The sequence below is a fragment of the Streptomyces sp. NPDC048254 genome, from assembly GCF_043201895.1.
In the GTDB taxonomy this organism is placed as follows: Bacteria; Actinomycetota; Actinomycetes; order Streptomycetales; family Streptomycetaceae; genus Streptomyces.
This window is the reverse complement of sequence record NZ_JBICZJ010000008.1, coordinates 419,535-438,899: the sequence shown is the minus strand read 5'-3', so window position 1 is coordinate 438,899 and position 19,365 is coordinate 419,535. Positions and strand designations below refer to the sequence as shown.

Annotated in this window: 16 protein-coding genes; 14 read left to right on the top strand and 2 right to left on the bottom strand. The window is 70.2% G+C overall.

What is annotated here, in order from left to right:
* Window positions 1-67 precede the first annotated feature (67 nt).
* The 5 genes from ACGFZQ_RS24460 to ACGFZQ_RS24440 all read left to right on the top strand — a co-directional run bounded on the left by ACGFZQ_RS24460 (window position 68) and on the right by ACGFZQ_RS24440 (window position 7,839).
* Window positions 68-826, top strand: a complete 759-nt coding sequence (locus ACGFZQ_RS24460; RefSeq protein WP_393842075.1) for an NUDIX domain-containing protein — start codon at window positions 68-70, stop codon at window positions 824-826.
* A gap of 80 nt (window positions 827-906) precedes the next feature.
* The gene (locus ACGFZQ_RS24455; RefSeq protein WP_393842074.1) at window positions 907-3,750 is read left to right on the top strand and encodes an ATP-binding cassette domain-containing protein; all 2,844 of its coding nucleotides are present in this window, start codon (window positions 907-909) and stop codon (window positions 3,748-3,750) included.
* Window positions 3,751-3,912: 162 nt separating this feature from the next.
* Entirely contained in the window at window positions 3,913-4,800 is an 888-nt protein-coding gene (locus tag ACGFZQ_RS24450) for a FadR/GntR family transcriptional regulator (protein ID WP_351728463.1), read from the top strand.
* A gap of 498 nt (window positions 4,801-5,298) precedes the next feature.
* On the top strand, window positions 5,299-6,852 hold the full coding sequence (locus ACGFZQ_RS24445; protein WP_393842073.1) for an RNA polymerase sigma factor: 1,554 nt from the start codon (window positions 5,299-5,301) through the stop codon (window positions 6,850-6,852).
* A 120-nt stretch (window positions 6,853-6,972) separates the two neighbouring features.
* The gene (locus ACGFZQ_RS24440) at window positions 6,973-7,839 is read left to right on the top strand and encodes a serine protease (RefSeq protein WP_393842072.1); all 867 of its coding nucleotides are present in this window, start codon (window positions 6,973-6,975) and stop codon (window positions 7,837-7,839) included.
* Between the two features lie 101 nt (window positions 7,840-7,940).
* Here the strand turns inward: ACGFZQ_RS24440 and ACGFZQ_RS24435 are convergent, their stop codons facing one another.
* Window positions 7,941-8,171 carry a hypothetical protein gene (locus tag ACGFZQ_RS24435; RefSeq protein ID WP_351709661.1) on the bottom strand — a complete coding sequence of 77 codons (231 nt, stop codon included), beginning with the start codon at window positions 8,169-8,171 and terminating at the stop codon, window positions 7,941-7,943.
* A gap of 441 nt (window positions 8,172-8,612) precedes the next feature.
* Here ACGFZQ_RS24435 and ACGFZQ_RS24430 point away from each other — a divergent pair, with 441 nt between their 5' ends.
* The 6 genes from ACGFZQ_RS24430 to ACGFZQ_RS24405 all read left to right on the top strand — a co-directional run bounded on the left by ACGFZQ_RS24430 (window position 8,613) and on the right by ACGFZQ_RS24405 (window position 15,713).
* On the top strand, window positions 8,613-10,736 hold the full coding sequence (locus tag ACGFZQ_RS24430) for a type IIA DNA topoisomerase subunit B (RefSeq protein WP_393842071.1): 2,124 nt from the start codon (window positions 8,613-8,615) through the stop codon (window positions 10,734-10,736).
* Window positions 10,737-11,136: 400 nt separating this feature from the next.
* Window positions 11,137-11,670 carry a DUF1453 domain-containing protein gene (locus ACGFZQ_RS24425; protein WP_393842070.1) on the top strand — a complete coding sequence of 178 codons (534 nt, stop codon included), beginning with the start codon at window positions 11,137-11,139 and terminating at the stop codon, window positions 11,668-11,670.
* Entirely contained in the window at window positions 11,667-12,818 is a 1,152-nt protein-coding gene (locus ACGFZQ_RS24420) for a sensor histidine kinase (protein WP_393842069.1), read from the top strand. The genes ACGFZQ_RS24425 and ACGFZQ_RS24420 overlap by 4 nt, the downstream gene beginning before the upstream one ends.
* Complete coding sequence (locus tag ACGFZQ_RS24415; RefSeq protein ID WP_393842068.1) at window positions 12,815-13,498, top strand: response regulator; 684 nt, start codon at window positions 12,815-12,817, stop codon at window positions 13,496-13,498. Before ACGFZQ_RS24420 ends, ACGFZQ_RS24415 begins: the two co-directional genes overlap by 4 nt.
* A 68-nt stretch (window positions 13,499-13,566) precedes the next feature.
* Window positions 13,567-14,124, top strand: a complete 558-nt coding sequence (locus tag ACGFZQ_RS24410) for a DUF485 domain-containing protein (RefSeq protein WP_393842067.1) — start codon at window positions 13,567-13,569, stop codon at window positions 14,122-14,124.
* Complete coding sequence (locus ACGFZQ_RS24405; protein WP_393842066.1) at window positions 14,121-15,713, top strand: cation acetate symporter; 1,593 nt, start codon at window positions 14,121-14,123, stop codon at window positions 15,711-15,713. The genes ACGFZQ_RS24410 and ACGFZQ_RS24405 overlap by 4 nt, the downstream gene beginning before the upstream one ends.
* 15 nt (window positions 15,714-15,728) lie before the next feature.
* Here ACGFZQ_RS24405 and ACGFZQ_RS24400 read toward each other — a convergent pair whose 3' ends face one another.
* Window positions 15,729-16,421, bottom strand: coding sequence for a response regulator (locus tag ACGFZQ_RS24400; RefSeq protein ID WP_351709640.1), 693 nt, complete (start codon window positions 16,419-16,421; stop codon window positions 15,729-15,731).
* A gap of 158 nt (window positions 16,422-16,579) precedes the next feature.
* On the opposite strand from ACGFZQ_RS24400, the gene ACGFZQ_RS24395 reads away from it, so the two are divergent.
* Genes ACGFZQ_RS24395 through ACGFZQ_RS24385 form a run of 3 tightly spaced genes read left to right on the top strand, consistent with a single transcriptional unit; the run spans window position 16,580 to window position 19,360 of the window.
* The gene (locus ACGFZQ_RS24395) at window positions 16,580-17,395 is read left to right on the top strand and encodes an ABC transporter ATP-binding protein (RefSeq protein WP_351728486.1); all 816 of its coding nucleotides are present in this window, start codon (window positions 16,580-16,582) and stop codon (window positions 17,393-17,395) included.
* Window positions 17,385-18,248 (top strand): ABC transporter permease, encoded by an 864-nt coding sequence (locus ACGFZQ_RS24390; RefSeq protein WP_351728489.1) that lies wholly within the window; start codon window positions 17,385-17,387, stop codon window positions 18,246-18,248. The genes ACGFZQ_RS24395 and ACGFZQ_RS24390 overlap by 11 nt, the downstream gene beginning before the upstream one ends.
* Window positions 18,249-18,301: 53 nt before the next feature.
* Entirely contained in the window at window positions 18,302-19,360 is a 1,059-nt protein-coding gene (locus ACGFZQ_RS24385; RefSeq protein WP_393842065.1) for an ABC transporter substrate-binding protein, read from the top strand.
* Window positions 19,361-19,365 lie beyond the last annotated feature (5 nt).

The window sequence follows — 19,365 nt, the reverse complement described above, 5'->3', positions numbered from 1 at the left end:
TGGATCAGCCGTCGAAGCGAGCGACGAAGGGAGTGTTTATCGTCAGGCAGACGACTATGATCACCGCATGCCCTACGACCCGTCAGCCTTTCCGCCCTTCGCCGTCACTGTGGACCTGGTCGTGCTGACTGTGCGCCGCCACGCCCTGTGCGCGCTGGCGGTACGCAGAGGGGAGCAGCCGTTCCAGGGACGCTGGGCGCTGCCGGGCGGCTTCGTACGGGCCGACGAGGATCTCTCGCAGGCGGCCGCGCGGGAACTCGCGGAGGAGACCGGCCTGCGCGCTCACGACCCCGACGCACCCGCCCAGGACGGCGGAGCCCACCTGGAGCAGCTGGCGACCTACGGTGCCCCCAAGCGCGACCCCCGGATGCGCGTGGTCAGTGTCGCCCACCTCGCCCTCGCCCCCGACCTCCCCGCACCCCGTGCGGGCGGCGACGCCAGCAACGCGCGCTGGGCGCCGGTCGAGGAACTGCTCGCGCAGGGCGGCTACGGCCGGGACGGCGAGCCCGTCGCGCCGCTCGCCTTCGATCATGCCCAGATTCTGTCCGACGGGGTGGAGCGCGCCCGCTCCAAGATCGAGTATTCGTCCTTGGCCACCGCGTTCTGCACGCCCGAGTTCACGGTCGGTGAGCTGCGCCGCGTCTACGAGGCGGTGTGGGGCGTGGCGCTCGACCCGCGCAACTTCCATCGCAAGGTGACCGGAACCCCGGGCTTCCTCGTCCCCACCGGCGGCACGACCACCCGGCAGGGCGGCCGTCCGGCCCAGCTTTTCCGCGCCGGCGGGGCGACTCTGCTCAACCCGCCGATGCTGCGGCCCGAGGTCTGACCGTCCGACAGCGCGAATCCCGTCGAGGTTAAACCCTTCTATACCTGGAAAAACGGTCATTCCACGCTATCTTCCCTAAGGTGATCGAGGCCTTCGGACTGACCAGCAATCCCCGCAAGGCGCACCCGCCCGCCGTCGACGACGTGACCTTCGAAGCGTGCGCGGGCCGCGTCACCGCACTCCTGGGCAAGGAAGGCGCGGGCAAGACCACGACGCTCAGACTGATGCTCGAACTCCAACAGGGCCGTGGACTGACCTACTTCAGGGGCCGCCCCCTGCATCGCATCGCCCACCCCTCGCGTGAGGTCGGCGTCCTCCTCGGTGACGTCCCCGGTCACCCGGCCCGCTCCGTCCGCGGCCATCTGCGCATGCTGTGCGCGGCGACCGGAGTCCCGGTCCGGCGTGCCGACGAAGTGCTCGAAGCGGTCGGGCTCGTCAGCCTCCGTGAGGAGCGCCTGGGCACGCTGTCGCGCGGCGTGGACCGTCGGCTGGGCCTCGCCTGCGCCCTGCTCCCCGATCCCCACACCCTCGTCCTGGATGAACCCGCGCACGGTCTCTCCACCCGCGAGGGCCGCTGGCTGCACCGCATGCTCAGGGCCCACGCCGTGCAGGGCGGCACGGTCCTGTTCACCACCTCCGACCCCAAGGAGGCCGCCCGCGCAGCCGACCGGGTGGTCACCCTGGAGGCCGGCAGGCTCGTCGCGGACCAGGAGGCCACCGACTTCGCCCGCACCCGGCTGCGCCCCCGTGTGGCCGTCCGCAGCCCCCACGCCGCCCGGCTCGCCGCCCTCCTCACCAAGGAGGCCCGCACGACCCATCGCTCGGTGGAGGTCGTCAGCGAAGGCGGCAACCGCTTGTCGGTGTACGGCAGCACGACGGCCGAGGTCGGCGAGACCGCGTTCCGCCACGGCATCCTCGTCCACCAACTCGCCGACGAGGTCGGCGACATGGGAGCGGGCGCGGGAGCGGAGCCGCCGGCGGACGTCGTACCGGAGGCTGCACCGGAGGCCGAACGACGGCAGCGGGGTGCGGTCGAGCCGGCTGCCGGGGACGGGGCTCGGACGGTCGACGAGGCGCCGACCACGGAGCGGCGGGACACGCCCGGCGCCGATCGGCGCCAGGACACGGGCGGTTCTCCGGTCACCCCACAGCCACGGACTTCGGCCGGACCGAGCCCGCTGAGTCAGTCACGCACCGCCGACGAGGAGCCTGGCCGGGATCAGTCGTCGAACGGAGCGGATTCCTCCGCCACGGCTGAACAGCAGCCGTCCGCGTCCCTCCGGGCACTCGCCGACGGCCCGGCAGCCACGCCCGGATCTCCGCACGCGGAACCTTCCGGCGGCGCCCATGCCACCGAGACCCCGACCGTCGTGCTCTCGGCCCGGTCGGCGGGCGCCTCCGCAACCGCCCGGCCGCCGTCGGCCGCCACCGCGTCCTCGCAGTCTCCGGCCCAGGCCCCGGCCACACCACCCGAGCCGCCGACCCACGCCACCTCCCCGGACTCGATGTCCGCCACCGTCCCTGCTCAGCCACCGTCCACCGCCGACTCCGCCCAGCCCTCGGCCGCCGCGTCCGCTCACCCACCGGCCGACGCCGCGTCCGCTCACTCATCGGTCGCTCCCGCCCCTGCTCAGCCCTCGGCCGCTGCCTCCTCCGCTCACCCACCAGCGGTCGCTGCATCCGCGCGGCCACCCGTCGGCGCTGCCTCCCCTCACCCGTCGGGAACCGCCCCCTCCGCCCAGACGTCGGCCATCGCCGCATCCGTCGAGACGCCGACGGCCACCCCATCCGCCCGCCCGCAGGCCGCTGCCGCATCCGACCAAGCGCAGGCCCCCGCCGTATCCCCCCAGGCACCGCCCCGCCTCGTGCCGGGCGACCCCGCCACCCCCGCTGTCTCCTCCCAGCCACCGGCCCCCGCGGTACCCGGCGAAGCCCCAACCACCCAGCTCTCCGTCAACCAGTCACCGCTACGGCCCGGCCAGGCCCCCACGGCCAAGCTCTCCGCCAGGCAGCCGAAGCCGAAGCGTCAGTCCAGCGAACCCCCGAGTGCCGGCGATGACACCACCTCACCCCCGGCCGGGCCTGCGCGGCCGGCGGGGACCGTCGTCCTGGGCGACCCCTCCCCGCTCCCACCCGCCATCTCCGTCCGCTCTGCCCCCAGCCCCCTCCGACCCCTGCGCTACGAGCTCCGCCGGGCCGCCGGGATCGGGGCCGGCTTTGTCACCTGTGGTGCTGTCCTGGCGGTGTCCGCCCTCATCGCCGTCCTGCTCGCCCGGCTCGGGCACACCCCGCAGGCCCGGCTGTTCGCTGCCTGGCCGCGGGAGCTGCCGCTGCCCCCCGCGGCGCTCGGCGCGGGGCTGCTCGGGGCGCTGGCCTTCGGAGACGAGTTCCGCCACCCCGCGCTGGCGGCGGACCGCGGCACCGTACCCCGCCGGCTGGGACTGCTCACCGCGAAACTGGTGGTCTCCGGAGCCACCGCCGTGCTGCTCTCGTTCCTCACCCTGGGCTGCGACGCCGAAATGCTCTATCTCGTCTACGGCGGGGAACTCGCGAAGGTTCCCGCCGACTGGCTTCCGATGACCGCGAGTTGGTTCGGACTGATCGTCGGCTGCGCCTGGGCCGGTGTGCTGGCGGCGGGCGTCTTCCGGTCCACCACGGCGGGTCTCGCCGCGGTGCTCGCCGTACCCGTACTCGTCGTGCCCGTCGTACACAAGGCGCTGCAAGGGTCGGGTGCGCGGATGGCCGCCGGACTCCCGATGCGGATGCGCGAGATGTTGCTGCTTCAGTGGCCCTTCGGGGGCGAGCGCTATCTGGTCGCAGCGACCCGGGTGCTGGCCCAACCCGTGGGCGGGGCACTGGCGTTGTCGCTGACCGCACTGCTCGGCGCCTACCTGTTCACCACCTTGCGGGCCAGACTCCGATGACCACGGACCGGGCGCTTCCGATCCCCCCGTGCGCACAACTCCCCGCAGAAAGGCCATTTCTTTCCGATAAGGCGTCAATTGCGATGGGGTGAGCGATCACCCTTTCGTGTGCTTTTCACCAAAGACCTCAAGGGAGTTGGAAGCAGCGCCGACAAAGGATCCGTGAGTACCCTTGCGCACACCATGATGACCGCCGCCCGCTCCGCAGACTCTGGTCTGGTCGGCCCGGGCGAACTCGACCGCTACCCGTACGTGGATGCCCCCGTCAACGATCGTGTCGGGGCGCCCTCCTGGGAGGGCCCGGACCCGGAGCTGGGCCGTGTGGGACGACGTGCCGCGGGCAGCCGCGGCCGCGGACTGCACGGTCAACTCGTCCAACAGCTGGGTCAGATGATCGTCTCCGGCGACCTGGGTGCGGACCGCCCGCTGGTGCCCGAGGAGATCGGCCAGCGCTTCGAGGTCTCCCGCACCGTCGTCCGTGAGTCCCTTCGGGTACTGGAGGCCAAGGGCCTGGTCAGTGCCCGCCCGAACGTCGGCACGCGCGTGCGTCCCGTCAGCGACTGGAACCTCCTCGACCCCGACATCATCGAGTGGCGGGCCTTCGGGCCACAGCGCGACGACCAGCGCCGTGAGCTCAGCGAGCTGCGCTGGACGATCGAGCCGCTCGCGGCCCGGCTCGCCGCCGGGCACGGGCGCGAGGACGTCCAGCAGCGCCTGTCCGACATGGTCGAGATCATGAGCCACGCGATGGCACAGGGCGATGCGCTGACGTTCTCGCGCGCGGACGCCGAGTTCCACTCGATGCTCATCCAGATCGCGGGCAACCGCATGCTCGAGCACCTCTCCGGCATCGTGTCGTCGGCCCTCCAGGTCTCCGGCGGCCCGGTCACCGGCTGTGAGCGGCCGAACGAGACGTCCCTGGCCCAGCACGCGCGGATCGTCGACGCGCTCGGCACGGGCGACGGCGCGGCGGCCGAGTCGGCCATGCGTCAACTGCTCACCGTCCACCCCGAGGTCGAGCGCGTGGTACCCGCCCCGCGTGAGCACTGACCCGCATCGAGAGCGGTGCGCTCGGTCGGTTCCGCGTTCTCGGGGCGCCGCCGACCCCGGACCCCGCTTCCGCCGGACCCCGCCGGATCCCTCAGGGCTCCGGCGGGGTCCGGCGCGGCGGGACGGGCGCGCAGCGGTCGTATGACAACACCGCGACGGTCGAGCGGTGTATGGCAGGCTCTGTGGCGGTCGTACGGGGCACCCGCTGCCGTCCGAACGACCCGAAGAGATCATCGGCGACAACCTCTGCCCACGTCTGACCGTTTTTGAGCGCTTACGGGGTGTGACTCGGGCCACGTAGATTGGGCGTAACGCTCTTGCGAACAACGCGATGACCTAAGAGGTGACAGCCGCGGAGGGAATACGGACGCCATTCATGGCGCTGTGTATCTTCCCGGCCCCCGCCCGTTCCGTCGGCCCATCCCCAAGCCGGCGGTCGGCTCCAGTCCGTCCAGGACGGGGCCGGAAGCCGTTTTCCAACGTTCCGAGAGGTTGTTCGTGTCGGCCAGCACATCCCGTACGCTCCCGCCGGAGATCGCCGAGTCCGTCTCTGTCATGGCTCTCATTGAGCGGGGAAAGGCTGAGGGGCAGATCGCCGGCGACGATGTGCGTCGGGCCTTCGAAGCTGACCAGATTCCGGCCACTCAGTGGAAGAACGTACTGCGCAGCCTCAACCAGATCCTTGAGGAAGAGGGTGTGACGCTGATGGTCAGTGCCGCGGAGCCCAAGCGCACCCGAAAGAGCGTCGCAGCGAAGAGTCCGGCCAAGCGCACCGCCACCAAGACGGTCGCGGCGAAGACGGTGACCACCCGGAAGGCCACCGCCACGGCCGCCCCGGCCGTGTCCCCCGTCGTAGCCGACGACCCGACCGACGAGACGGCGGCCGCAAAGAAGGCCGCCGCCAAGAAGGCCGCCCCCAGCGCCAAGAAGGCGGCCGCGAAGAAGACCGCGACCGCCGCGAAGAAGGCGGTGCCGGCGAAGAAGACCGCCGCCAAGAAGGACGACGCCGAGCTTCTCGAGGAAGAGGTCCTCGAGGAGGCCAAGGCGGGAACCGAGGAGCCCGAGGGCACCGAGAGCGCGGGCTTCGTCCTGTCCGACGAGGACGAGGACGACGCGCCGGCGCAGCAGGTCGCCGCCGCCGGTGCCACCGCCGACCCGGTCAAGGACTACCTCAAGCAGATCGGCAAGGTCCCGCTGCTCAACGCCGAGCAGGAGGTCGAGCTCGCCAAGCGCATCGAGGCCGGTCTGTTCGCCGAGGACAAGCTGGCCAACGCCGACAAGCTCGCCCCGAAGCTCAAGCGCGAGCTGGAGATCATCGCCGAGGACGGGCGCCGAGCCAAGAACCACCTCCTGGAGGCCAACCTCCGTCTGGTGGTCTCCCTGGCCAAGCGCTACACCGGCCGCGGCATGCTCTTCCTGGACCTCATCCAGGAGGGCAACCTCGGTCTGATCCGCGCGGTCGAGAAGTTCGACTACACCAAGGGCTACAAGTTCTCCACGTACGCCACCTGGTGGATCCGTCAGGCGATCACCCGCGCCATGGCCGACCAGGCCCGCACCATCCGTATCCCGGTGCACATGGTCGAGGTCATCAACAAGCTCGCGCGCGTGCAGCGCCAGATGCTCCAGGACCTGGGCCGCGAGCCCACCCCGGAGGAGCTGGCCAAGGAACTCGACATGACCCCCGAGAAGGTCATCGAGGTCCAGAAGTACGGCCGTGAGCCCATCTCCCTGCACACCCCGCTGGGTGAGGACGGTGACAGCGAGTTCGGTGACCTCATCGAGGACTCCGAAGCCGTCGTCCCCGCCGACGCCGTCAGCTTCACGCTCCTCCAGGAGCAGCTCCACTCGGTGCTGGACACCCTGTCCGAGCGCGAGGCCGGTGTCGTCTCCATGCGGTTCGGTCTCACCGACGGTCAGCCGAAGACCCTCGACGAGATCGGCAAGGTCTACGGCGTCACGCGCGAGCGCATCCGCCAGATCGAGTCCAAGACCATGTCGAAGCTGCGTCACCCGTCGCGTTCCCAGGTGCTGCGCGACTACCTCGACTAGGCCGCACCCATACGACGTCGAAGGCCCGGCTCCCCACGGGGAGCCGGGCCTTCGGGCTGCGGGTCGCGATGCGCTGGATGACTCTGGGTGTCCTGGTACCACCCAGAGTGAGGAGTGTGCATGCGCCGTCCTTTTGCCCCGGTCCTGATCCGACCGATGATCCTGGCGGCCGTCGCCGCCGTGATACCGCTGGCCGGCCCGCCTCCGGCGGCCGCCGACAGCGTTGTCGTCGGCGGGTTCCCCGTCGACGTCTCCCAGACTCCCTGGACGGTCGCGCTGTCCAGCCGTGACCGGTTCGGGGGTACTCGGGCCGGCCAGTTCTGCGGCGGGGTGGCGATCGGCCGGACCACGGTGCTGACCGCGGCCCACTGCCTGGCCGACGAGGTGATCGGGGGACCCTCCGACCGGGTGCACGACCTCAAGGTCATCGCCGGCCGCACGGATCTGCTCTCGGCGCAGGGCCAGGAGATCCCGGTGACCGTCGCCCGGGTCAATCCGCGTTACGACGCCGACGCGAACACCGGCGACTTCGCCGTCCTCACCCTCGCCCGGCCCCTGCCGGGCGACGCCGTCGTCAAGATGGCCGCCGAGGGCGACACCGCCTACCGGACCGGCACCGGTGCGTTGGTCTCCGGATGGGGCGACATCACGGGCGGCGGCGACTACGCGCGCCGCCTGTACGCCGCGCAGGTCCATGTGCTGCCCGACGAAGCGTGCGAGCGCGCCTATCCCGGCGGCGCCGACGGCACCTACCGGGCGGATTCCATGGTGTGCGCCGGGGAGGCCCTGGGCGGCCCCGACGCCTGCCAGGGCGACAGCGGGGGACCGCTGGTCACCGGGGGCCGGCTGATCGGACTCGTGTCGTGGGGCAGCGGCTGCGGACGCCCGGGGAGTCCCGGCGTCTACACGCGCGTCTCCGAGGTCGTGCGCGCCCTGGGGCCCGGTGGTGCCTTCAGCGGCTCACGGCGGCCTCAGGCGCCCTCCTGAGGGCCGTCGCGGGTACATGACGACGGGCGGTCGCTCCCCCGGGGGAGCGACCGCCCGTTCACCGGCCTGGGCCGGAGCTGGCTCGTCGTGTGTGCGAGAGGTCAGCGCTCATCTTCGGAGGCGTTGTTCGGAACGGACGTCAGCCGCTCCGTCTCGTCCTGTATCTCAGCGGCGATCTTCTTGAGTTCCGGCTCGAACTTGCGACCGTGGTGGGCGCAGAAGAGCAGTTCTCCGCCGCTGAGCAGCACGACGCGCAGGTATGCCTGGGCGCCGCAGCGGTCGCAGCGATCGGCGGCCGTCAGGTGGCTCGCGGGGGTCAGAACAGTAGTCACGTCGCCTCTTCTCTAGCTCGACGAGCTGTCGTACCAGGGTCAACATCCAACCAGCCCGAAAACGTTCCCGCTCGGGGCTTCTCCTCGAAAAAAATCTTTCGAGGTGGCCGTCTGCTGCCGGTTGGCGGCGAATGTGCCGTATTGCGTCGTCTTAGGTGCTTACGGGTTCGCGCGGTTCATCGGTCTCATCCTCCCGGCCGGGTTGCCGGTTGTTTGTGAGGACGTGCCCGGAGCCTAAATGGTTCATGCCTCGAAGGGAACGTGATATGTACTTCACTCCATCGAGGGATCGAACACGCATACGACCGTGGACTAGTGTGAGTTCACGACGAGGGTGGCGTTACAACGGCTCTACCAGGCCTCGGTACCCTCTGAACGGCGACCGAAGCCGGCCCCTTACCCAAAAGGGGCTTCACTGAAATTCAGCGAGGAGCGAACCGCGTGACCGCCGACACGTCCGTGCCGTCCACAGCGCTGCTGGCAGGAGCAGACCGGGACGGCTCCAACTACACCGCGCGGCACCTGCTCGTCCTCGAGGGCCTCGAAGCAGTGCGCAAGCGCCCCGGTATGTACATCGGCTCGACCGACAGTCGCGGTCTGATGCACTGCCTGTGGGAGATCATCGACAACGCCGTGGACGAGGCCCTGGGCGGCTACGGCGACCACATCGAGGTCATCCTCCACGACGACGGCTCCGTCGAGGTCCGGGACAACGGCCGCGGCATCCCCGTGGACGTCGAGCCCAAGACCGGACTGTCCGGCGTCGAGGTCGTGATGACCAAGCTGCACGCCGGCGGCAAGTTCGGCGGCGGCTCCTACGCGGCCTCCGGCGGTCTGCACGGCGTCGGCGCCTCGGTGGTCAACGCGCTCTCCGCGCGGCTCGACGTCGAGGTGGACCGCGGCGGCCATGTGCACGCGATCAGCTTCCGCCGCGGTGTCCCGGGCGCCTTCGCAGGCGACGGCCCGGACGCGAAGTTCGAGGCCAAGAGCGGGCTGCGCAAGACCAAGAAGATCCCCAGGACCCGCAACGGCACGCGCGTGCGTTACTGGGCCGACCGCCAGATCTTCCTCAAGGACGCCAAGCTCACTCTGGAGACCCTTCACCAGCGGGCCCGTCAGACCGCGTTCCTGGTGCCCGGCCTGACGATCGTCGTCCGTGACGAGTACGGCCTCGGCCCGGACGGCAGCAAGGGCGAGGAGTCCTTCCGTTTCGACGGTGGCATCAGCGAGTTCTGTGAGTACCTGGCCACCGACAAGCCGGTCTGCGATGTCCTCCGTTTCTCCGGACAGGGCACCTTCAAGGAGACCGTCCCGGTCCTGGACGACCACGGCCAGATGACTCCCACCGAGGTCACCCGTGAACTCGGCGTCGACGTGGCGCTGCGCTGGGGCACCGGTTACGACACGACCATGAGGTCGTTCGTCAACATCATCGCCACGCCCAAGGGCGGCACCCACATGGCCGGCTTCGAGCAGGCCGTCCGCGAGACCCTCAACGAGGTGCTGCGCGCCAAGAAGCTGCTGCGCGTCGCCGAGGACGACATCGTCAAGGACGATGCGCTGGAGGGCCTCACCGCCGTCGTCACCGTGCGCCTCGCCGAGCCGCAGTTCGAGGGCCAGACCAAGGAGGTCCTCGGCACCTCGGCTGCCCGCCGGATCGTGAACAACGTGGTCACCAAGGAACTGAAGGCGTTCCTCACCTCCACCAAGCGTGACGCGGCCGCCCAGGCCCGCGTGGTCCTGGAGAAGGTGGTCGCCGCAGCGCGGACCCGCATCGCCGCCCGCCAGCACAAGGACGCGCAGCGCCGGAAGACGGCCCTGGAGTCCTCGTCCCTGCCGGCCAAGCTCGCCGACTGCCGCAGTGACGACGTCGAGCGCAGCGAGCTCTTCATCGTCGAGGGAGACTCCGCGCTAGGTACGGCGAAGCTGGCCCGGAACTCGGAGTTCCAGGCGCTGCTGCCGATCCGGGGCAAGATCCTCAACGTGCAGCGGTCCTCGGTGACGGACATGCTCAAGAACGCCGAGTGCGGTGCGATCATCCAGGTCATAGGGGCGGGCTCCGGCCGCACCTTCGACATCGACGCGGCCCGCTACGGCAAGATCATCATGATGACCGACGCCGATGTCGACGGCTCCCACATCCGCTGCCTGCTGCTGACGCTGTTCCAGCGCTACATGCGGCCCATGGTGGAGGCCGGCCGCGTCTTCGCGGCGGTGCCGCCGCTGCACCGCATCGAGATCGTCCAGCCCAAGAAGGGCCAGGACAAGTACGTGTACACGTACTCGGACCGTGAGCTGCGCGACAAGCTCATGGAGTTCCGGAGCAAGGGCGTCCGGTACAAGGACTCCATCCAGCGCTACAAGGGTCTCGGCGAGATGGACGCCGACCAGCTGGCCGAGACGACCATGGACCCGCGCCACCGCACCCTGCGCCGGATCAACCTCTCCGACCTCGAAGCGGCGGAGCAGGTCTTCGACCTGCTGATGGGCAACGACGTGGCCCCCCGAAAGGAGTTCATCTCCGGCTCGGCGGCGACGCTGGACCGGTCGCGCATCGACGCGTAGCCGCTGCGCCGGGCTTTGGCCGACGGGGCGGCGGCGGTGAGCCGGGCGCCTGTCAAGGTGGGCGGCGGTGAAGGCGGGCGCCAGTCAAGGTGGGCGCCGGTGGAGGTGGGCGGCGCCTGCTGCCCGTTGTCCGCCGGTCGGCGCCTCTTTCTGGTCACCCGCCCGCCTTCGCCGGCCCGTCGACGCCCTTCGGGGCGTGGCGCCCGCCGACCGCCACGCGGCAGCGGTCCGTGCAGCCCGCGCAGGGTTCTCTCCACCCTCGGGTGGAGAGAACCCGCTCGTCGGATTCCACCCGTGATCCACCCACGCTCCGATCTGCTGACCTGCGCATTTCCGTAGCGTCGGAGGTGTCGGCGGCTCCCGCTCCCGGCACCGCCCCTTCCCGCTCACGGAGGCTCTGATGGCCGGGCTCGTCAACGCGTTGCTGATCGTGGCAGTCGTCGTCGTGGTGATCGTGCGCCAGTTCCGCGCCCGCCCGATCGACACAGGACGGCGCTGGTGGCTGCTGCCCGTGATCCTCGCGGTCGTCGCGCTGCGCGAACCCGGCATACTCGATGCCCATCACCGCACGGAATCCGCGCTACTGCTCGGCGCCGAGATGCTGGTGGGACTCGCGACGGGCGCCGCCTGGGCCTGGACCACCCGGGTGTGGACGGAGCCCGACGGGGTCGTCTGGACCAAGAGCACCAAGGCCAGCGGGGCCGTCTGGTTCGTCGGGATAGCCGTGCGCGTCGGTCTCTTCGCCCTCGGCGCCCTCGTCGGAGTCCATCAGGACAGCTCGGCCCTCATGCTCGGACTGGCGGTCACCCTGCTGGTCCGCGCCGGCATCCTCGTCTGGCGTGCGCAGTCGCTCCCCTCGGCCCCGCCCGCGGGCGGCCCCACCCGGGCGTACGGTGACGGCATGGCCCGGGTCACCAGGAAGGAAGGCGTGTGACGGAGAACGTCTGGACGCGCTGGCCCTCGCGTGAGGCACTGAGCCGCGCGGGGGTCTCCCGGCCCCGGCGCATGCTCGCCTGGGCCGTGCGACTGGTGATCCTCGCCCTGCTGCTGTGGGGCGCCTTCAGCCAGTCGCACGTCCGCGGCTGGAACATCGCCGCGGCCGTGGCGGGTGTCGTCGTGACCGCCGTGGCCTCCTGGGGCTTCTACCGGACCACCTACGCCCACCGGCTCGTGCCGGCCCTGCTCCTCATCGGGGTCCTCCTGGCCGTCGCGGTCGCGGCTGAGGCCAACGGATTCCGGGGACCGGCCCTCGTGATCTGGTGCGGCTGCGGCATCTCCGCCCTGGAGCGGCTGCCGATCGGGGTCGCGGTGCCCGTCACGTCCGTGGCCCTGGCCTCGTACTCCGCGTTCAACAATGACGTGTGGCTGACCACCGCGGCCACCGTCGTCGGACTGGCACTCGCCGGGTACGTGATGAGACTCGATGCCGAGGCCCGGGGCCATGCTCAGCGGCTGCTCGCCCAGGAGCGCGCGGCGAGAGCGGCCGAGGCGGAGTCGGCGGCGCTGGCGGAGCGGGCCAGGATCGCGCGGGAGATCCACGATGTGCTGGCCCACAGCCTCTCGGCCCAGATGGTGCACCTGGAGGCGGCGCGGCTGCTGATCGAGCGCGGAGCCGACCGGGAGCAGATTCTCGAACGGGTGGTGGCCGCCCGGGGTATGGCCCGGGACGGACTCGCCGAGACCCGTCAGGCGCTGTCCGCCCTGCGCGGCGAGCTGACCCCGCTGGAGGAGTTCCTCACGGAGATCGTCGCGTCGACCGACGGCGCCGAGGTCACCGTCACGGGTGAACGCAGGACCCTGCGTGCAGAGGCTTCGCAGACCGTACGACGCGTCGCCCAGGAGGCGCTGACGAACGTCCGCAAGCACGCCTACGGCGCGAAGGTTCAGGTACGGCTGGACTACCAGGAGAACGAAGTGACCCTGAACGTGAGGGACTCGGGGGGTCGTCCCGGCGAACTCACCGACGCCGGCGGCGGGTACGGTCTGCTGGGAATGCGGGAGCGGGCCGAGTTGCTGGGCGGGTCCCTGGAGGCAGGGCGTGACGACGAGGGGTTCGAGGTGACGTTGAGGGTGCCCGTATGACGGAGACGGAGGGGGAGAAGAAGCCCGCACGGGTGGTGGTCGCCGACGACCAGACAGTGGTCAGGGAGGGCATCGTGATGCTCCTCGGCCTGCTGTCCGGTGTGGAGGTCGTGGGAGCGGCGGGCGACGGGGAGGAGGCGGTGCGGCTGGTCGCCGAACTCGCGCCGGACGTCGTGCTGATGGACCTGCGGATGCCCCGTTGCGACGGTGTGGAGGCGACGCGGCGGATCAGGTCGGAGTACCCGGGGACGCAGGTCGTGGTGCTTACCACGTTCGCGGACGACGAGTCGCTGTTCCCGGCGCTGAAAGCCGGTGCCCGTGGCTATCTCACGAAGGACGCGGGCGGCGACGAGATCGTGCGGGCGGTGCAGAGCGTGCTCTCGGGAGACGCTGGACTGTCGCCGAGCATCCAACGCCGTTTGCTGGAAAGGCTGTCGCAGCCCGAGCCGGCGCCCGTGGCCACCGAGGCGCCCGACGGGCTGACCGCGCGGGAGACCGAGGTCCTGGTGCTGATCGCCGAGGGGCTCACCAACCAGGAGATCGCCCGGAAGCTGCACGTCTCCACCGCGACCGTGAAGACACACATCAACAACCTGTTCGCGAAGACGGGGCTCAAGGACCGGGCCCAGGCGGTGCGTTACGCCTACGGGAAGGGATTGGTGCGGCCACCAGCGGATTGAGTCACCTGATGGGGTGAAGAGCCAGGGGAAAAGAGTCGGGGATCTTCCCGATCTGTCCATCCTTGGGCATGCAGTCAAGCAACGGGCGTCACCGCGACGGCGGGGGCGACTCCGAGAGTTCGGCCGGACGGCACGAGGACCAGGGCGAGTACGGCACGGCCTCCCGAGAAGTCAGGTACGAGGACCCCTGGTACGACGCACTGGCCTCCGGCTGGGGCGAGCTGGACGGCACCGGGGTGCCGGCTCCCGCCGTACCCTCCGCGCGAACGGAGTGGGAGGGGGCGGCCGTTCGCGCCCGTGACGTGTATCTGGAGGTGCAGCGCAGCGCGGCCTTCCAGGAGGTGCGCAGCCGCTACCGGAGGTTCGTGGTGCCGGGAGTCGCCGTCTTCCTCACCTGGTACGTGGGGTACGTGGTGACCGCGACGAGCGCGCCGGGGCTGATGGCCAGGCCCGTCGCGGGGGCGGTGAACGTGGCGATGGTCGCGGGTCTCGGCCAGTTCCTCACCACGTTCCTGCTCACCTGGGCCTACGCCCGGCACGCGCGGTTGCGCAGGGACCGTGCCGCGCTGGAACTGCGCTGGGACACCCAGGAGCTGACCCGGGGCGCTCGGGGCGGTGCGTCATGACGGGGCACCATCAGACGCTGGCGTTGCTGCTGTTCAGCGCATTCGTCGCGGTGACGCTCGGGATCACGACGTGGGTGAGCCGGAGACGGCATGGTTCGGCGGAGGAGTTCTACGTCGGCGGGCGGCTCTTCTCCCCGATGGAGAATGGTTTTGCCATCGCGGGCGACTACATGTCGGCGGCCTCCTTCCTGGGTGTGACCGGGCTTATCGCGCTCTTCGGTTACGACGGGCTGCTGTATGTGGTGGGCTTCCTGGTCGCCTGGCTGGTCGTGCTGTTCCTGGTGGCCGAACTGGTGCGCAACTGCGGGCGGTTCACGCTCGCCGATGTGATCGCGGCGCGGATGCGGGAGCGGCCGGTGCGGATCGCGGCGGGAACTTCCTCGATCACCGTGTCCGTTCTCTATTTGGTGGCGCAAATGGTCGGAGCGGGCAGCCTGGTGGCGCTGCTGCTGGGGCGGACGAGCCAGGCCGCGCAGGCTTGGACGGTCATCGGGGTCGGCGCGCTGATGGTGATCTATGTGTCGTTGGGAGGGATGCGGGCGACCACCTGGATCCAGATCGTGAAGGCGGTCCTGCTGCTCAGCGGGACGGTGGTGCTGACCGTGCTGGTGCTGTTGCGGTTCCACGGCGACATCGACCGTCTGCTGCTCTCGGCAGCCGACCGCAGCGGACACGGGCAGGCGTTCCTGGCGCCGGGGCTCAAGTACGGCGGCAGCTGGAGCGCGCGGCTGGACTTCATCAGCCTGGGGCTGGCGCTGGTGCTGGGCACGGCGGGGCTGCCGCACATCCTGTCCCGTTTCTACACGGTGCCCACGGCGCGGGCGGCACGGCGTTCGGCGGTCTGGTCGATCGGGCTGATCGGCGGCTTCTACCTGATGACGATCGTGCTCGGCTTCGGGGCGGCGGCCCTCGTCGGACCGGATGCGGTGCGCGCGTCGAACGCGTCGGGGAACACGGCCGTTCCGCTGCTGGCGCTCGATCTGGGCGGTGGCGCGGGCTCCACCGGCGGAACGGTTCTGTTCGCGGTGGTCGCGGCCGTCGCCTTCGCGACGATCCTCGCGGTGGTCGCCGGGATCACCCTCGCCTCCTCGGCCTCCGTCGCCCATGACCTGTACGCCTCGTTGCGCAGGCCGCACGCCAAGCGGCGCAGCGAGGTGACGGTGGCGCGCACGGCTGCGGTCGGCATCGGGGTGGTGGCGATCGCCCTGGGCCTGCTGGCCCGTGACATGAACGTCGCCTTCCTGGTGGGGCTGGCCTTCGCGGTGGCCGCCTCCGCGAACCTGCCCGCGCTGCTGTACTCGCTGTTCTGGCGGGGTTTCACGACCCGCGGCGCGGTGTGGGCCGTGTACGGCGGGCTGGTTCCGGCGCTGGCACTGGTGGTGCTGTCGCCGGTGGTGTCGGGAAGCCCGGGCGCGCTGTTCCCAGGCGTGGACCTCCAGTACTTCCCGTTGCAGAACCCGGGGATCGTCTCCATCCCGCTGGGCTTCCTCGCCGGCTGGCTGGGCACCGTCACCTCCGACGAGGTCCCGGACGAGGCCAAGCACGCGGAGACCGAGGTGCGGTCGCTGACCGGGGCGGGGGCCGTCTGACCCGCCTCGGAGCCGCTACGGCGCCACCCAGGCGTACCGGTGCTCCGGGCGGCCCGTGTCGCCGTACTTCAGGGAGAGGCGGAGCCGGCCCGCCTGTTCCAGATGGCGGAGGTAGCGCTGGGCGGTGGAGCGGCTGAGGCCGGTCTCGGCGGCGACCTCGTGGGCGGAGAGCGGATGGTCGGCGCGGTGCAGGACGCCGCAGATGAGGTCCGTCGTGGGCTCGGACTGGCCGCTGGGCAGGCCGGGCGCGGACGGTGCCGGTGAGGTGCGCAGGGCGCCGAAGATCCGGTCGACCTGCTCCTGGCCCGTCAGGCCCCGGCCGCCGACCCGGTCGACGGTACGGCGCAGGGCCGCGTAGGAGTCGAGGCGGGTGCGCAGGGCGGCGAAGGTGAACGGCTTGACCAGGTAGTGCAGGGCGCCCAGGCGCATGGCCTTCTGGACGGTGGTCACATCGCTGGCGGCCGTGATCATGATGACGTCGGTGCCATGGCCCTGTTCCCGCATCCGGTGGACGAGTTCGAGGCCGGTCTGGTCCGGCAGGTAGTGGTCCAGCAGGACCAGGTCGATGGTGCCGCGGTTCACGGCGGCCAGGGCCTGGGCGGCGCTGTGCGCGCGGGCGGCCACCCGGAAGCCGGGAACCTTGCCCACGTACTTGGCGTTTATCTCAGCGACGCGGAAGTCGTCATCGACTACCAGGACGTCAATCATCAGGCCTCTCCTTCAAGGCCGGCGAGCGTTAAGCCCGTGTTTCGGCTCCGCAGTTGTAGCGCGAGCAAAAAGAGCACAACAGATGCTTGCGAGCAAAAGAACGGCTTGCGCCCAGAAGACTGCTGCCGTGGTCCGGCTCACACCTACCGTCCCGGCCCATGAGCGCAGACACCAGCCCCGCCATCGAGCTGCGGGGCGCGAGCAAGATCTTCAAGACCCCGTCGGGGGGTCTGCACACGGCTGTCCGCGACCTCGACCTCACCGTGGGGCGTGGTGAGTTCGTGGCCGTCGTAGGGCCGACGGGTTGCGGCAAGTCCACCACGCTGACCCTGGTCAGCGGGCTGGAGGAGCCCAGCCAGGGCGAGGTGCTGGTGGCCGGTGAGCCGGTCGCCGGCGTCGGCGACAAGGTCGGCTTCGTCTTCCAGCAGGACGCCACCTTTCCCTGGCGGACCGTGCTGTCCAACGTGATGGCCGGGCCCCGCTTCCGGGGCGTGCCCAAGGCGGAGGCCAGGGAGAAGGCCCGCGAATGGCTGGCCCGGGTCGGCCTCGCCGCCTTCGAGGACCGCTACCCGCACCAGCTCTCCGGCGGCCAGCGCAAGCGCGTGGCGCTCGCCGCGACCTTCGTCAACGACCCCGAGATCCTGCTCATGGACGAGCCGTTCTCGGCGCTCGACGTGCAGACCAGGGCCCTGATGTCGGACGAGCTCCTTGAACTGTGGGAGGGCACGGGCGCCTCGGTCGTCTTCGTCACCCACGACCTGGAGGAGTCCATCGCGCTGGCCGACAAGGTCGTCGTCATGACCGCCGGGCCGGCGACCGTCAAGCAGGTCTTCGACATCGACCTGCCCCGCCCCCGCAAGGTCGAGTCGGTGCGTCTGGAGCCGCGGTTCATCGAGATCTACCGCGAGATCTGGGAGTCCCTCGGCGAAGAGGTCCGCATCACCCGTGAGAGGGGTGCCGCTCATGTCGCCTGACACCCTCAGCACACCGGTCGTCGAGACGGCCAAGGCCCCGGACCGCGCGCAGTCGCGGGCCCAGGCCGCCCGCAGACGCAAGGCGATCGTGTTCGCCGTGCGCGTGCTGCTCCTGGTGGCCGTGCTCGGTCTCTGGGAGGTCCTGTCCCGGGCCGAGGTCATCGACCCGTTCAACTTCTCGATGCCCTCCAAGATCTGGGACCAGATCTGGACCTGGGTGACTCACGGCACCGCCCTGGGCTCCCTGGGCGAGCAGATCTGGTACACCCTCTACGAGGCGTTGCTCGGCTGGGTCATCGGTGTCATCGCCGGTGTGGTCTGCGGTATCGCTCTCGGCCGGATCGCCTTCCTCGCCGATGTCCTCGGTCCCTACATCAAGGTGCTCAACTCGATCCCCCGGATCGTGCTCGCCCCGATCTTCGTGATCTGGTTCGGGCTCGGCGCCTCCTCCAAGGTCGCGTCCGCCGTCGTACTGGTCTTCTTCCCGGTGTTCTTCAACGCCTTCCAGGGCGCCCGCGAGGTCGACCGCAACCTGGTCGCCAACGCCCGTATCCTCGGCGCCAGCGACCGCAGGGTGACCCTCCAGGTCGTCATCCCGTCCGCCACCTCCTGGATCTTCACCAGCCTCCACGTCAGCTTCGGCTTCGCCCTCATCGGCGCCATCGTCGGCGAGTACATCGGCGCCACCAAGGGCATCGGCCTGCTCGTCGCGCAGTCGCAGGGCACCTTCAACGCGGCCGGTGTGTACGCCGCGATGGTCATCCTCGCCGTCGTCGCGCTCGCCGCCGAAGGACTGCTCACCTTCGCCGAGCGCCGCATCTTCCGCTGGAAGCCGTCGGACTCCGACAGCTGACCAGCCCCCTCGACTCCTCCCCGCACCGCCCTCTCACAAGGACGTGAACCGTCATGCGCAAGTCCGCCAGATACTCCGCCCTGGCCGCCGCCGGCCTGCTCGCCCTCTCCTCCCTGACCGCCTGTGCCAACGACGCGGCGAGCACCGCCTCCACCGGCTCCGGCAGCAAGGGTGACGGCAAAGGTACGAAGGTCAAGATCATGGTCGGCGGCCTGGACAAGGTCATCTACATGCCGGCCATGCTCACCCAGCGGCTCGGCTACTTCGACGCCGAGGGCCTCGACGTGGAGCTGCTGACCGAGCCCGCCGGCGTACAGGCCGAGACCGCGCTCGTCGCCGGGCAGGTCCAGGGGACCGTCGGCTTCTACGACCACACGCTGGACCTCCAGACCAAGGGCAAGGCGGTGGAGTCCGTCGTGCAGTTCTCGCGCGCGCCCGGTGAGGTGGAGGTCGTCTCCACCAAGGCGGCCGGCGACATCAAGTCGCCCGCGGACTTCAAGGGCAAGAAGCTCGGCATCACCAGCCTCGGGTCGTCGACCGACTTCCTCACCAAGTACCTCGCCGTCAAGAACGGGGTGAAGGTCAGCGACTTCTCGCCGGTCGCCGTCGGAGCGGGCGCGACCTTCATCTCGGCGCTCCAGCAGGGCTCGATCGACGGCGGCATGACCACCGATCCGACCGTCGCGACCATCCTGGACAAGAAGGCGGGCAAGGTCCTGCTGGACATGCGGACGCCGGAAGGCTCCCAGAAGGCGCTCGGCGGCCCGTACCCGTCGTCAAGCCTGTACATGCAGACGGACTGGGTCAACGGTCACAAGGACACCGTCCAGAAGTTGGTCAATGCATTCGTCAAGACGCTCAAGTGGATGTCCACGCACAGCGCTGCCGAGATCGCGGCCAAGATGCCCGCCGACTACGCCCAGGGCGACAAGGCTCTCTACACGCAGTCGATCAAGAGCACGCTGCCGATGTTCACCGACGACGGCGTGATGCCCGAGAACGGCCCGGAGACCGTGGAGAAGGTGCTCAAGGCGTTCAACACGAACATCCAGAACGCCGATGTCGACCTCGCCAAGACGTACACGACCGAGTTCGTCGAGGCCGCCAAGTAGCACGC

Excerpts from the sequence above, each read along its gene's own strand:
- ACGFZQ_RS24400 (WP_351709640.1), bottom strand. The coding sequence starts at position 16,421 with ATGATTGACGTCCTGGTAGTCGATGACGACTTCCGCGTCGCTGAGATA.
- ACGFZQ_RS24410 (WP_393842067.1), top strand. The coding sequence starts at position 13,567 with ATGCAGTCAAGCAACGGGCGTCACCGCGACGGCGGGGGCGACTCCGAG.
- ACGFZQ_RS24425 (WP_393842070.1), top strand. The coding sequence starts at position 11,137 with ATGGCCGGGCTCGTCAACGCGTTGCTGATCGTGGCAGTCGTCGTCGTG.
- ACGFZQ_RS24405 (WP_393842066.1), top strand. The coding sequence starts at position 14,121 with ATGACGGGGCACCATCAGACGCTGGCGTTGCTGCTGTTCAGCGCATTC.
- ACGFZQ_RS24395 (WP_351728486.1), top strand. The coding sequence starts at position 16,580 with ATGAGCGCAGACACCAGCCCCGCCATCGAGCTGCGGGGCGCGAGCAAG.
- ACGFZQ_RS24440 (WP_393842072.1), top strand. The coding sequence starts at position 6,973 with ATGCGCCGTCCTTTTGCCCCGGTCCTGATCCGACCGATGATCCTGGCG.
- ACGFZQ_RS24390 (WP_351728489.1), top strand. The coding sequence starts at position 17,385 with ATGTCGCCTGACACCCTCAGCACACCGGTCGTCGAGACGGCCAAGGCC.
- ACGFZQ_RS24385 (WP_393842065.1), top strand. The coding sequence starts at position 18,302 with ATGCGCAAGTCCGCCAGATACTCCGCCCTGGCCGCCGCCGGCCTGCTC.
- ACGFZQ_RS24460 (WP_393842075.1), top strand. The coding sequence starts at position 68 with ATGCCCTACGACCCGTCAGCCTTTCCGCCCTTCGCCGTCACTGTGGAC.
- ACGFZQ_RS24415 (WP_393842068.1), top strand. The coding sequence starts at position 12,815 with ATGACGGAGACGGAGGGGGAGAAGAAGCCCGCACGGGTGGTGGTCGCC.